At 68.6% G+C, this 11,793-nt stretch carries 13 protein-coding genes and 1 tRNA gene; 4 read left to right on the plus strand and 10 right to left on the minus strand.

The genetic code is table 11. From position 1 onward, the window contains the following. Together BN3906_RS10890 and BN3906_RS10895 are read right to left on the minus strand one after the other, a co-directional pair. On the minus strand, positions 1-1,405 hold a 1,405-nt coding region (locus tag BN3906_RS10890), incomplete at its 3' end, for an acyltransferase family protein (RefSeq protein WP_078057376.1). A 265-nt stretch (positions 1,406-1,670) separates the two neighbouring features. After that, positions 1,671-2,366 carry a TetR/AcrR family transcriptional regulator gene (locus BN3906_RS10895; protein WP_066588235.1) on the minus strand — a complete coding sequence of 232 codons (696 nt, stop codon included), beginning with the start codon at positions 2,364-2,366 and terminating at the stop codon, positions 1,671-1,673. A gap of 85 nt (positions 2,367-2,451) precedes the next feature. Between BN3906_RS10895 and BN3906_RS10900 the strand changes: the two genes are divergently transcribed. Then, positions 2,452-3,207 (plus strand): SDR family oxidoreductase, encoded by a 756-nt coding sequence (locus tag BN3906_RS10900; protein WP_066588239.1) that lies wholly within the window; start codon positions 2,452-2,454, stop codon positions 3,205-3,207. A 114-nt stretch (positions 3,208-3,321) separates the two neighbouring features. On the opposite strand, the gene BN3906_RS10905 is transcribed toward BN3906_RS10900, so the two are convergent. The 4 genes from BN3906_RS10905 to BN3906_RS10915 form a co-directional block, all read right to left on the minus strand. After that, positions 3,322-3,408: transfer RNA gene (locus tag BN3906_RS10905), tRNA-Ser, on the minus strand. A 39-nt stretch (positions 3,409-3,447) separates the two neighbouring features. Next, positions 3,448-3,690, minus strand: coding sequence for a hypothetical protein (locus BN3906_RS14570; protein WP_147592925.1), 243 nt, complete (start codon positions 3,688-3,690; stop codon positions 3,448-3,450). 39 nt (positions 3,691-3,729) lie between these two features. After that, on the minus strand, positions 3,730-4,260 hold the full coding sequence (locus BN3906_RS10910; protein ID WP_078057377.1) for a nucleoside deaminase: 531 nt from the start codon (positions 4,258-4,260) through the stop codon (positions 3,730-3,732). Beyond that, on the minus strand, positions 4,253-4,786 hold the full coding sequence (locus BN3906_RS10915) for a tRNA adenosine deaminase-associated protein (RefSeq protein ID WP_066588244.1): 534 nt from the start codon (positions 4,784-4,786) through the stop codon (positions 4,253-4,255). Before BN3906_RS10915 ends, BN3906_RS10910 begins: the two co-directional genes overlap by 8 nt. 125 nt (positions 4,787-4,911) lie before the next feature. Here BN3906_RS10915 and BN3906_RS10920 point away from each other — a divergent pair, with 125 nt between their 5' ends. Continuing rightward, positions 4,912-5,949 carry a prephenate dehydrogenase gene (locus BN3906_RS10920; RefSeq protein ID WP_066588247.1) on the plus strand — a complete coding sequence of 346 codons (1,038 nt, stop codon included), beginning with the start codon at positions 4,912-4,914 and terminating at the stop codon, positions 5,947-5,949. A 42-nt stretch (positions 5,950-5,991) separates the two neighbouring features. Here the strand turns inward: BN3906_RS10920 and BN3906_RS10925 are convergent, their stop codons facing one another. The 4 genes from BN3906_RS10925 to BN3906_RS10940 all read right to left on the minus strand — a co-directional run bounded on the left by BN3906_RS10925 (position 5,992) and on the right by BN3906_RS10940 (position 9,737). After that, a complete protein-coding gene (locus BN3906_RS10925; RefSeq protein ID WP_261796979.1) occupies positions 5,992-7,092 on the minus strand; it encodes a serine hydrolase in 1,101 nt (366 codons plus the stop codon). 41 nt (positions 7,093-7,133) lie between these two features. Beyond that, positions 7,134-8,111, minus strand: a complete 978-nt coding sequence (locus BN3906_RS10930) for a hypothetical protein (RefSeq protein ID WP_066588254.1) — start codon at positions 8,109-8,111, stop codon at positions 7,134-7,136. A 49-nt stretch (positions 8,112-8,160) separates the two neighbouring features. Next, on the minus strand, positions 8,161-9,000 hold the full coding sequence (locus tag BN3906_RS10935; RefSeq protein ID WP_066588262.1) for a hypothetical protein: 840 nt from the start codon (positions 8,998-9,000) through the stop codon (positions 8,161-8,163). A gap of 116 nt (positions 9,001-9,116) precedes the next feature. Next, the gene (locus BN3906_RS10940; protein ID WP_147592928.1) at positions 9,117-9,737 is read right to left on the minus strand and encodes a hypothetical protein; all 621 of its coding nucleotides are present in this window, start codon (positions 9,735-9,737) and stop codon (positions 9,117-9,119) included. A 145-nt stretch (positions 9,738-9,882) separates the two neighbouring features. Between BN3906_RS10940 and BN3906_RS10945 the strand changes: the two genes are divergently transcribed. Together BN3906_RS10945 and BN3906_RS10950 are read left to right on the plus strand one after the other, a co-directional pair. Beyond that, on the plus strand, positions 9,883-11,079 hold the full coding sequence (locus tag BN3906_RS10945; RefSeq protein ID WP_078057378.1) for a sensor histidine kinase: 1,197 nt from the start codon (positions 9,883-9,885) through the stop codon (positions 11,077-11,079). 39 nt (positions 11,080-11,118) lie between these two features. After that, on the plus strand, positions 11,119-11,784 hold the full coding sequence (locus BN3906_RS10950; protein ID WP_066588266.1) for a response regulator: 666 nt from the start codon (positions 11,119-11,121) through the stop codon (positions 11,782-11,784). The last annotated feature ends 9 nt before the right edge of the window (positions 11,785-11,793 follow it).

Consider the following 11,793-nt stretch of genomic DNA (forward strand, 5'->3'; position numbering starts at 1 on the left):
CCCCTGCTCCGGGCGCGGCACCCGCGGCGGGGTCGGAGGGGGCGCCGGGTTTCGCGGCACCTGCCCCGTCGAGTTCCATCCTCATGCCGGGACCGTGACTTCCCGACACCGTCGCCCCGTCCGGATCTGCGACGACGGCCGGCGCGCCGATGACGACCACGGCGGAGAGGACCACTGCAGCCCCCGCTCCTGCGTAACTCTGCAGACTGACCCTGGCACGCGCCGGGGCGTCACCGGTCTCCGGACGCATACCGCTGCCGCCCCCGTCGTGGACCGGGGTGCTCGACCGTCGCTGCGCCCACCACTGCTTCACCGGGCCGACGACCCCGTGACGGCGGATGGGATCCTCAAGGTACCTCCAGCTCAGCGCAGACAACAGGACCGAGATGACGGCCACCAGGCCGGCGGAGAGCGCGAGCCGGTCACTGAGCCACGCTGAAGGGAGGAAGGCGATGACCGGCATGTGCCAGAGGTAGATGCCGTAGGAGCGTTCACCGAGCCACCGCATCGGCAGGCAGCCGAAGACCCGGGACCACAGACCCGTGGGACGGGACACGGCGAGCACTGCACAGACGGCCGCCACTGTCAGCAGGGTGGTTCCCCCGTGGTACAGGAACATGCTGTCCCGGTCGACCAGGACGACCATGGCGACGATCCCCGTCACACCTGCGGCTCCCAGTAGCACGGAGGCGGGGCCGTCCGGGGTGGTGGACTTTCCTGCGGCGCGGCGGGAGGACAGCCATACCGCCAGTGCTGCGCCGAGTAGCAGGCCTCCGGCGCGGGTGTCGGTTCCCTCGTACACGCGGGTGTTGTCCGCCCCCGGAACGGCGAGAACCCACATGAGTGCGAAGGACGCCACGGCGACCAGGACGGTGGCGAGGGCGACGGGTCCCCTTCTGCCCCGCAGGATGAACAGCATGACGAGCAGCAGCAACGGCCACACCAGGTAGAACTGTTCCTCCACGGACAGGGACCACATGTGGTCGAGGGCACCCGGCCCGGCGAAGTTGTCGAAGTAGGAGCTGCCGGCGAGGATCGTGTGCCAGTTGTTGACGTACAACAGGGTGGACAGTGCCTCACCGGCGCGTGTGGTGAGGGATCCGCGGTCCAGGGCTGCGGTGAGGATGAGGGTGGCCACGACTGTAGCGATCATGGCCGGGGCCAGGCGGCGAAACCTGCGCAACCAGAATGTCTTCAGCCCGAGACCGCCGTGCCGGTCCCAGGAACGCATGAGGTTCGAGGTGATGAGGTATCCGGACAGCGTGAAGAAGACCCCCACCCCCAGCAGTCCACCGGGGAAGCCCGGGACGCCGAGGTGATAGAGGATCACCACCGTGACCGCGAGTGTGCGCAGCCCGTCCAACCCCGGGACATACGTGGTCCCCTTGTCCACCGGCTTCGGCACGCCGAACCGCCCTACCTTTCCGCATCTGCCGTCACCGGCCGTCTTCTGCCGTGCTCCGCCGCCCCCGGGCACGTGCAGTACCTGAGACTTCCACGGCTTCACATCATTTTTCCCCGACCAAAAATAGCACCATGGGAAGAAGTCTCCACGGTGAACCCGAGGATCTGCTCATGTTTTCCGCCGGAAGCGCCCGCCGGGCACCCCCGTGACACCCCTTGTATCTCCGCCCGTGCCTGTCTCCGTGACTGTCCCCGAACTGGGGCGGTCACGCTTCCGGGCGGCCGGCGTCCTTCAGCTTTTTCAGCCATTCGAGGAAGAGCCGCGTCTCTGCCGTCCCGAGAATCTCAGGGTGGGCGGCCGCCGTCTCCGCCACCGTCGCCGCGGCCAGATCCTCCCCTTCCCTCCCCTCCCCCGTGATGGCCCGGACCACCCCTTCACGCACTGCCGCAGACAGGTCCGGGTCAGGTGTGTCGAGGATGATCTGGCGCAGTGTGACACCGATGTTCGTCGCCAGGATGTGGGCGGCCGCCTGCTCCGGGGAGACTGCCAGCCTCCCCTGCTCCGCAGCTTTTGCGGTCAGTGACCTCAGCGCTTCCCAGGGACCGGACTGTGCCGCCGGAGAATAGCCCGGCTGAACTTTTCCGTACATCAGCGCGTAGAAGCCGGGATTGGCCAGGCCGAAGGCGACGTGGGCGTCCCAGCCTGCACGGATGTCCTGGACCGGGTCACCGGAGCTCTCCATGGCGTTCTTCTGCGACATGTACATGTCGAATCCGTGTTCCACCACAGCTTCGACCAGCCCCTGCTTCGACCCGAAGAAATGGTAGGCGGTCGGAAGCTTAACCCCGACGGTGTCACAGACCGCCCGGAGTGAGAAGTCCTCACCGGGAGAGCCGGCGATCATGTCGGCGGCTGCGGTGACCAGTTTTTCTCTCGTACCTGTCGACACGGCGTGACCCATGCTGCTATCGTAGCCGCCATATCATCGCTATATAGTGATATACCGGTGATAACCGAGTCCGGGTACGCACGAAAGGAAATACCGCATGACCGAACGCACACTCACAGGAAAGAACGTCCTCATCGCCGGAGGAGGAAAGAACCTCGGCGGTCTGGTGGCACGCCAGTCCGCCGCCGCCGGCGCGAACGTGGTGATCCACTACAACTCCGGGTCCAGCCGGGCCGAGGCAGAGGAGACCCTCGCCGCGGTGGAGGCACAGGGCGTCCGCGCAGGGCTGCTGCAGGGCGACCTCACCTCCGCCGCAAACGTCGAGGCCCTGTTCGACGAGGCTGAGAAGATACTCGGAACGATCGACGTCGCGGTCAACACCGTCGGGAAAGTCCTGCGCAAACCGATCGTCGAGACCACCGAGGAGGAGTACGACTCGATGTTCGACATCAACTCCAAGGCCGCCTACTTCTTCATCCGCGAGGCAGGCAGACACCTCGCAGACGACGGAAAGATCATCACCGTCGTCACGTCACTGCTGGCAGCCTTCACCGACGGGTACTCCACCTACGCCGGCGGCAAAGCCCCTGTGGAGCACTTCACCCGCGCAGCAGCCAAGGAGTTCGCGGACCGCGGAATTTCCGTGAACGCAGTGGCTCCGGGGCCGATGGACACCCCCTTCTTCTACGGCCAGGAGACACCGGAACGCGTGGAGTTCCACAGGTCACAGGCCATGGGAAACCAGCTGACCCAGATCGAGGACATCGCCCCGATCATCCGCTTCCTGGCCACCGACGGGTGGTGGATCACCGGCCAGACCATCTTCGCCAACGGCGGATACACCACCCGCTGACGTCCACTGGAGTCCGCTGAGGCCCTTCGACCCCGCGGTACCTGTCCTGTCCCGCAGTCACAACGGGCGCGGAAACGGAGGAACCCCCGGCACACTGTGCCGGGGGTTCTGCTGCGGTGGCGGAGGGATTTGAACCCCCGGTCGTTGTTACACGACACTCGCTTTCGAGGCGAGTACCTTCGGCCGCTCGGACACGCCACCGCGGAAAAGGCTACATCACCGCACGGGCGGAACGGAAATCTACTTCCCGGTCAGCTTGTCGAGACCGCTGTGCAGGGCGTCCTTGACCTTGTCACCCTTGTCACCCTTCGCCACCTTGTCGATGGCCTCACCGGCCCTGCTCTCGATGGTCTCCCGGTTGTCGGAGACGGCGTTCCTGGCCTTGTCCGCGAACTTCTTCAGGTCGTCGATACCCATGGTGTATCCCTTCCGGGTCAGTGGAGTGCCGGAACGGTCCCGGCGTGCCCTGCCGAGAATACACAACACCTCACCTGCACACCCGGCGGGAACGCGGGCCAGAACTCACCCGTCGGACCGCCTCAGGGAGAAGAACGTGCGGAGAAGTCGGCCACACTCGTCGTCCAGGACCCCTCCCCGGACCTCGACCCGGTGCAGCGGAGACTCACGGGCCACGTCGAACACCGAACCGCAGGCACCGGTGCGCGGCTCCCACGCCCCGAACACCACCGCACCGGTCCTCGCCCCCACCAGTGCTCCGGCGCACATGGCGCAAGGCTCCAGGGTGACCACGAGGGTGCAGCCCGTCAGTCGCCACGAGTCACCGTGGACCGCGGCGGCCGCGCGCAGTGCCAGGATCTCGGCGTGCGCGGTGGGGTTGGGGAGACTCCGGAGGACCGTTCTCTTATACATATCTAGATGGGGATAAGAGACAGCGTCCGGGCCGAAGACCACCGCCCCCACCGGCACGTCACCCGGGGGGGTGGACGCCGCGACCTCCAGAGCCCTGGCCATCCACATCCTGTCCCGGAGAACCGACTGTTCCACAGGAAGTCCACTGCCGACCACCTGCCGGCCGGTGCCCGTGTCAGTCATCGGTGAATTCGGAGAGCTCACCGTCGTAGAGGTCGGCGAGTTCGTCACCGAAGCCGAGCTCTTCTGCGATGGTGAGCAGCTGGCGGGAGGCGTAGATGTCGGGGTCGTCGAAGAGCACGGACAGTGACTGTTCCCCGACGCCGAGGTCGGCGAGGATCCCGAAGTCACCTTCGGGCCAGGGAGCGTCGGGATCGTCGGCGTCCTCGATCTCTTCGTCGGAAGGTGCGTCCACCCCGAGTTCGTCGAGGATGTCGGACGCCAGGCGCACCCCGTCGACCTCGGGGTCGTCCTCGTCCTCGAGGGCGACGGTGGAGTCCCCCAGCAGGAGGCGGGCACCACCCGGCGCGGGGCGGACCAGCACAGACCAGTCGTCGTCGACACTGACCATGCCGAGCAGCACCCCCTCGGCACGCATGGCCCGCAGTTCCGAGATCAGCGGGGCGAGCCCCTCCGGCACCGACCGTTGGACCACGCGCAGATGCCAGACACCGTCAGCCAGGTGCGCTGCGACAACGAAACCACTCATGCCCGCAACGGTAGTCGGCTTTGTGCCACACTTGGTAGGTGACTTCACCGAGCTCTGTCCCCTCCTCCGGCCCCGCACCGTCCCCGTCCCCCGCGGCCCCGCACGGCCCGGGCAGGTCGGGGCCGGTGTGCGTGCTCGGACTGGGGCTCATCGGAGGCAGTCTGCTCCGTGATCTGACGGCCGCCGGGATTCCCGCGTTCGGCTGGAACCGGTCACCGGAGACGGTCACCGCGGCCTCCGACGAGGGCTACGACGTCTCGGGCGACCTGCCGGCAACCCTGGCCCGCGCCGAGAGGGAGGACGCCCTGGTCGTCCTGGGTGTGCCCGTACCCGCCCTGCCGGACATGCTCGCCGCGGTGGCCCGCCACGCACCTTCGTGCGGGATCACCGACGTGACCTCGGTCAAGGGCGAGGTCCTGCGACTGGTGGGCCGCTACGGACTGTCCGGGCGGTTCGTCGGCGGTCACCCGATGGCGGGTACCGCCGACTCCGGCTGGGACGCCACGACCGAGGGACTGTTCCGTGACGCGGTGTGGGTGGTCACCACCGACGGCGCCGCCGGAGAGGACGCCACCGGGTACACCGCAGGTGAGAGTACCGGAGAGAGCGCCGGAGGTCCCGCCCCCGCCGACGTGGAACCGTGGCTGCGGGTCTGGCGTCGGGTGATCGACATGGCTGTGGCTGTCGGTGCGGCGGTGATTCCCGCCCGCGCCCGCAAACATGACAAGGCTGTCGCCCGTGTCTCCCACCTGACCCATGTCCTCGCCGAGGCCCTGGCAGTCACCGCGGACCAGGGTGGGGCACTGTCGTTGTCCCTGGCGGCGTCGAGCTTCCGGGACGCCACCCGGGTCGCCGGCACCGAACCGGGTCTGGTCCGGGCAATGTGCGAGAACAACAGGGACGCCCTGGTCACCGCACTCGACGAGACGATCGAGCTGCTCAACGGGGCACGGAAAGATCTCGCTGACCCTGAACGTGACATCAGCGGACTTGTCGAGGCCGGTCACGATGCCCGGCTGCGGTACGAGGCCCGTGCGGGTCGGTCCGGGTCGGGGCAGGCTAACCGCCCGTTCATCCTCCTGCGCCCCGGGACGCCCGGCTGGCTCGACCAGCTGCACTACGCCGAGAGCATCGGGGCCCAGATCGGGTTGCTGGAGGTCTGATCCCAGACACCTGCGGCGGGCCCAGTGCCGGTCCAGCGCCGGTCAGGTCTGGTCGATCGGAGCGGCGGTGGATGCCGCCGGAACTGAGTCCGGGACCTGGCACTCGGCCTTCCCCCCGAGCCCGGGAAGCTCGGCGATGAGCGGTTCCATCGCTTCAGCGAGGGCTCCGGACGCCTGACGGGCTGTGGCGTCACTGCCGTCCCGTGACAGGACCGCGACAGCGAGGGGCACCTGGCTGCCCCGCTCACCGACGAGCCCGAACTCACGCAACAGGTAGTTCCCGTCCGGTTCGCCACCCCATCCGCCCTTGAACCGTGCCCCGGGCAGGAGGCCGAGGCCCCGGCGGTGCTCGGGCACGACCTGTCCCATCTGGTCGAGCACAGGTGCTGAACCGTCGAGGCACGCCAGACGGTTGGAGAAGATGACCTGGTTGTCGAGACTCCAGTGGACGTCCCCGAATCCGCCGTAGTCTTCCCGGCCACGGTCACCTTCGGCGTCTGTGGGGTCACCGGCCTCCCTGAAGACGGCGTCCACCGCGGCGGAGGACTGTTCGTCGGTACCAAGGGTCTGCCAGAGCCGCAGCGCGGCGTCATTGTCGGACATACCCAGTGCCAGCCGGAGATCCTCGGCGAGGTCGGCACCGTCACTGTCTTCCGGACTGTCTTCCGCACTGTCGCCCGGACTGCCTTCGAGGGACTTCTGCACGGCGGCGAGAGCGACAGGCACCTTGACCGTCGACCATGCCCGGAGATCCTGTACAGCCCCGACATGGACCACCCCGCCTCCGGCGCGGAGACTGACCCCGACGGAGACGTCGTACCTTTTCTCCACGTCAGCGACCAGGGTGACGATCCTGGTGGTGACGGACTCCGCCTGGTCGTCGCTGGTCGGTCGGGCGGCCTGCGCCGCCGCACTCTGCAGCGCCGCCTGCGGCGGGGTCCCTGACCGGGAGTTGTCCGGGGAGTCGCGTAGAGCTGAGACGAAGACCGCGACACTGAGTATCAGCAGGAGGATGGCACCGAGGACCCACAGGCCGACCCGGTCTGCACCGGCGGATTCCGTGCCTGCAGGATCCGGGGTCCCCCGGATTTCGGCGTCCGGCTCCTCCCCGTCGCGGAGGTGATGTTCTTTCCTGCTGCCCACCCCCATGACCATAGAGCATGTGTGCGGGAAGCGACGAAAGGTCAGCAGGCGGTGCCGCTCACCCCGTGCGCGCCGGCGAGGACGCCGCTGATCCGGTCGACGAGGGTGTCCAGTGCGGCCGACCCCGACGCATAGCTTCCGTCGGCGGACACCACTTCTACGGCGACGGGGACGAGGGTGCCGTCGGCACCCGGCACGAGACCGAACTGCCTGACCTGGTAGGCACCGGACAGGTCCGGCCCCCAACCGCCCTTGAACACGGCACCGGGAATTCTCCCGAGACCGTAGTCCTGTCCCTCCGAGATCTGGCCCATGGCAGTGAGCACCGGTCCTGCCCCGGCGAGGCACTGCAGTCCGGCAGCGAAGCGCGCCTGCGACTGCGTGGTCCACACTGTCTGTCCGAAGGAGGTCAACCCGGGCCGGGTGACCGTGGTCTGCACCCGGGTGGTGGTGTCACCGCCGTCGCGGAGCACGGCGTCGGTGGCTGCACCTGCGGCGGCAGGGTCACCCAGTGAGTCCCACAGTGCCTGGGCCGCCGCATTGTCGGAGGCGGTGATCGCCGACGTGACGTTCGCGCGGACGGTGGCGTCATCCGACAGGGATGTGCCGTCGGCGACGGCCCGAAGGGCTGCGACCGCGACCGGGACCTTGCTGGTCGACCAGGCGACGGGTCCCGGAGCCGCGAGTGTGCCCTCCAGTTCTCCCCCGGTGACGGGGACACCGTTGTCGAGGTAGGTCAGTGAGTACGGGACCCCGATGTCCACGACCGGGCCGGGGGCTGTGTCCGCAGGGACTGTGGAGGACGCCGCCCCCGGCGTCCCTGCGACGGTGGGGGCCGGGGCGGATCCGGTGACTGTGACGACAGTCGCCTGCCCGGCGTCCTGCGGGGCTGTTTCTCCGCCCCGGTCACTGTCCGGGGTACCGATGACACAGCCTGTCAGGGTGGCCAGGGTGACTACTGCGAGGGACGCCGACAGGACCGTGGGGCGGGCAGGGTTGTTGGACCGGGTGAGGGCCATGGTGCGGGCGGGTGCCGGATCGGCCGCCGGGCCCGCCGGCCGGCTATGTTCAGGCGATGTAGACATTGGCGTTGTTTCCCCCGGTGCAGTGGACGTAACTGCCCGTGTCCGTGCAGGTCATCGTGTAGGTCAGCTGGGTGGTGGGACTGTAGGCGTTGACGGTCTGGTCGGTGTCACGGTCGGCGAGGTAGGCCTGGACGTAGGCGTCGCGGACGGCGAGAGCGAAATCGTCCGTGGTCGGCCCCGACTTCCAGATCGAGTTGAAGTCGCCGGTGGGGGCACCGCTGAGCGCTGCGGCGTTGACTGCGGTGACCCCGGAGGGCAGGGAGGGCCGGGTGGGCCGTGCGCCGGAACCACCGGCTGTGGAACTGTCGTCCGTTCCCCGGCCCTGCCCGCCACCGGAGCCCGGGTCCTGTGCGCCGCCTGATTCTCCCGGCGGTGGCACAACCACTGTGGTGACCGCCGTACCGTCGGACTGCCCGGACCCGCCGGAGCCGAAGAGACTGTCCCACCGCATCGCGAGGATCGTTCCCACCGCCGCGAGCAGCAGGACGACCAGGACCGCCACCACGATCCACGGTCCCCGGCTCTTCTGCCCTTCCGCACCTGTCACGGGCACCGGTCCGCCGTACCACGGTGCGCCTCCGGTCACGGGGCCGCCGTCCTGCCGACCGGGATCCTGGTACGGGATCTGCTGATCCCACTGGCCCGCCCCCGCCTGACCCGCACCAGACTGGCCGGCACCCGCCTGGCGGAAAGGATTGTCGGTGAACTCCCGGTCCGGCCCGGACGGGGCGGACCCCGGGGTGACCGGCGGGAACATCCGGGTGGCGTCATCCATACCGCGGTCCGGGTCCTCCGGCGGGTTGTGTCCCCAGCCCTGGGTCATGTCGGCACCTTTCCTGAGTTCTTTTGTTCTCCTGTGCATTCTCCTGAGCAGTTCCTCAGTCTAGGACACTGCCGGACGCATCAGGAGGTGACAGGCTGGGAAAGTGCCCCGGCAGGTCATGACCACGGGAAGTTCTCGGCGACGGGGACACCGTCCCCCTGACGCCAGCTGTTCGCGGTGACGACGGCGTCCGCGACCTCGGCCGCCACCCGGCATCCTGCCCGGGACACCGGTCCACCTCCGCAGGAGGAGACCATCCTCGCTGCGAGCTGGCGGTCAAGGGCGGGACGTACCCCCGCAGGTACGGTCTCCCCTCTGTCTGCCGCGAGCCGGAGCAGGTCGTACCCCAGGTCGTGGGTGAGGCACGCCGGGGTGAAGGACGCCGGCAGCGGCACCGGGGACGAACAGTCCCCCTCCGGGTCCGCGGGCATGCCGTCGACGGTCACGGGGACATATCCGAGGGCCTCGACCGTCCCCTCCGGAAGGGCGGCGATCCACGCCGCCGCCCCGGCAGGAGCACCCCCGGAGGTGAACGAAGCAGTGCCTGCAGCCAGATCCTGTGCCGCCGCGACGACACTGCCCGACGGCGCTGCGTCCTCATATCCCGGCGTCCCCACCATCTGGGGCGGGTCCGCCACGGCCGTCTCCGCAGACCCCGCCCCGGCGGCACTGCCTCCCAGGGCGGAGACGAGGAGGACGAGCAGACGGCCGAGGACCATGTTCCGGTGAATTCGCATGGTCCGGCACAGTAGGAATGACGGGCCTGCCGGCGGATCCCCCTCCGAGGGGATTCTCACCGGCCCTACCCCGTCCCCGACCACCGCACGAATCCCTCTCAGGGGGGATGTGTCCGCCACCGGACCGTCATAGTGTCTGGAGACCATGTCCCCCACCGCACGTCGACCCCTCAGGCCCCTCAGATCCCTCACGTCGCTGGTGTCGTCACGTCCGGCGGGGGTACCCGCACCTGCGGTCCTGCTCACCGTGGTGCTGTTCGCCGTCGCCTGGCCCACGTTCCACCTCACCCACTCTCTGACCCCCGTCCTGGTTCCGGTGCTCTGCGCGACCGGTACCTGGCCGGTTCTCACCACGCACCGGAGACCCACGACCTCGTGGGCGGTGGTGGCGGCGTCCTGCCTGGTCTGTGTACCCCTGCACGACAGTCCCGGATTCGCCCTCGGATGGCCGGTCACGTTCCATCTGGCGTTGGCCGCGACCCTGGCGGCGGTGGTTCTGCAGGCCGACACAGTGCGGGTCTTCGCGGCCGTGGCCACGTCCACCCTCCTCATGCTCGCCAACCCGTCCCCCGTGGTTGTCGGGTGGGTCGTCGGAGTTCTCCTGTGGTCGGTGTTCTTCGTGCTGCTGCGGTGGCTTCTCGTCTCCCGCCGGCAGGTACGGGCGGAGACAGCGCGTGCCTCCGAGCAGTCCCGCCTGCGGGTCACCGCCGAGGAGAGGAACAGACTGGTCAGGGACCTCCATGATGTCGTCGCACACCAGATGTCGATGATCGTCGTCCAGGCACAGTCCGCGCCCTACCGGCTCCAGGGGGTGACCCCGGCGATCCACGCCGAATTCGACTCGGTCGCCGGCACCGCCCGTGAAGCCCTCAACCAGGTGCGGGAACTCCTCGGTGTGCTGCGCAGTGACGCCGCGACCGGAGCGACGACCCCTGTCGGTGCGGACCAGATCGAACCGGTGCTCACCGCCGCCCGACGGGCGGGGATGGACCTCACCTGGTCTGTCACCGGAGATCTCGGGCGACTTGACGGCACGACCGGAATCATCCTGCAGAGGGTGGTCCAGGAAAGCCTGTCGAACGCGTCCCGGCATGCACCCGGTGCCACGGTGCTGGTCCGGATCACCGTCGACGATGACACGGCGACCGTCGTCACCGACAACGGTCCGGGTGTGGACGGTGCACCGGCCGTGCCCGAACACGGCGGGGGGACGGGGATCGCCGGTATGGCGGCGCGGGTGCAGGCGGTGGGGGGTACCTTCACCGCGGTTCCCGCCACCGACGGCGGGTTCACCGTCACCGCGGTGGTACCGGTGCATGTGCGGCCCCGGAAGACCCGGTGATAAGAAGACACGGTGGGCACTGACGGTAGGTTGGGTTCCGTGGGCATCACCGTCACTGTCGTCGACGACCAGGCCATGGTCCGTCAGGGGTTCGCGGCACTTCTCGGTGCACAGCCGGACATCACTGTCGTCGGGGACGCCGCCGACGGTGCCGCCGCCGTGGAACAGGTCACCCGCCTCCACCCGGACGTGGTGTTCATGGACGTCCGCATGCCGGTGATGGACGGCCTGGAAGCCGCCCGCCGCATCCTCGCCTCCGGGCTGGACCCGGCACCGAGGATCGTCATGCTCACCACCTTCGACCTCGACGACTACGTCTTCGAGGCACTCCGGGCAGGATGCAGCGGATTCATGCTCAAGGACGCCCCGGCCGGGGAACTGGTACGCGCCGCACGCCTCGCCGTGTCCGGGGAAGCACTGCTCGCCCCCACAGTGACGAAGAGGCTCATCGCCGACGCCCTCGCGGCAGACCCCGTCAGACGGGACAGGACGCCACGGTCACGTCGTACCCTGGCCACCCTCACGCCGCGGGAACGGGAGATCCTCGAACAGATCGCCACGGGACGGTCCAACCAGGAGATCGCCGAGGTGCTGTTCATCTCCGAGGAGACCGTGAAGACTCATGTCCGGCGCGTCCTGCAGAAACTGTCGTTGCGCGACCGGGTGCAGGCGGTTGTCTTCGCCTACGAGAACGGGGTGGTGTGACGGGGCAGG

The organism is Corynebacterium provencense, from assembly GCA_900049755.1.
GTDB classification, from domain to species: Bacteria; Actinomycetota; Actinomycetes; order Mycobacteriales; family Mycobacteriaceae; genus Corynebacterium; species Corynebacterium neomassiliense.

What these genes read in the sequence shown, in the direction of transcription:
- BN3906_RS10895 (WP_066588235.1), bottom strand. Translation starts at nt 2,366, where the DNA reads ATGGGTCACGCCGTGTCGACAGGTACGAGAGAAAAACTGGTCACCGCA.
- BN3906_RS10900 (WP_066588239.1), top strand. Translation starts at nt 2,452, where the DNA reads ATGACCGAACGCACACTCACAGGAAAGAACGTCCTCATCGCCGGAGGA.
- BN3906_RS10910 (WP_078057377.1), bottom strand. Translation starts at nt 4,260, where the DNA reads ATGACTGACACGGGCACCGGCCGGCAGGTGGTCGGCAGTGGACTTCCT.
- BN3906_RS10915 (WP_066588244.1), bottom strand. Translation starts at nt 4,786, where the DNA reads ATGAGTGGTTTCGTTGTCGCAGCGCACCTGGCTGACGGTGTCTGGCAT.
- BN3906_RS10930 (WP_066588254.1), bottom strand. Translation starts at nt 8,111, where the DNA reads ATGGCCCTCACCCGGTCCAACAACCCTGCCCGCCCCACGGTCCTGTCG.
- BN3906_RS10935 (WP_066588262.1), bottom strand. Translation starts at nt 9,000, where the DNA reads ATGACCCAGGGCTGGGGACACAACCCGCCGGAGGACCCGGACCGCGGT.
- BN3906_RS10940 (WP_147592928.1), bottom strand. Translation starts at nt 9,737, where the DNA reads ATGCGAATTCACCGGAACATGGTCCTCGGCCGTCTGCTCGTCCTCCTC.
- BN3906_RS10945 (WP_078057378.1), top strand. Translation starts at nt 9,883, where the DNA reads ATGTCCCCCACCGCACGTCGACCCCTCAGGCCCCTCAGATCCCTCACG.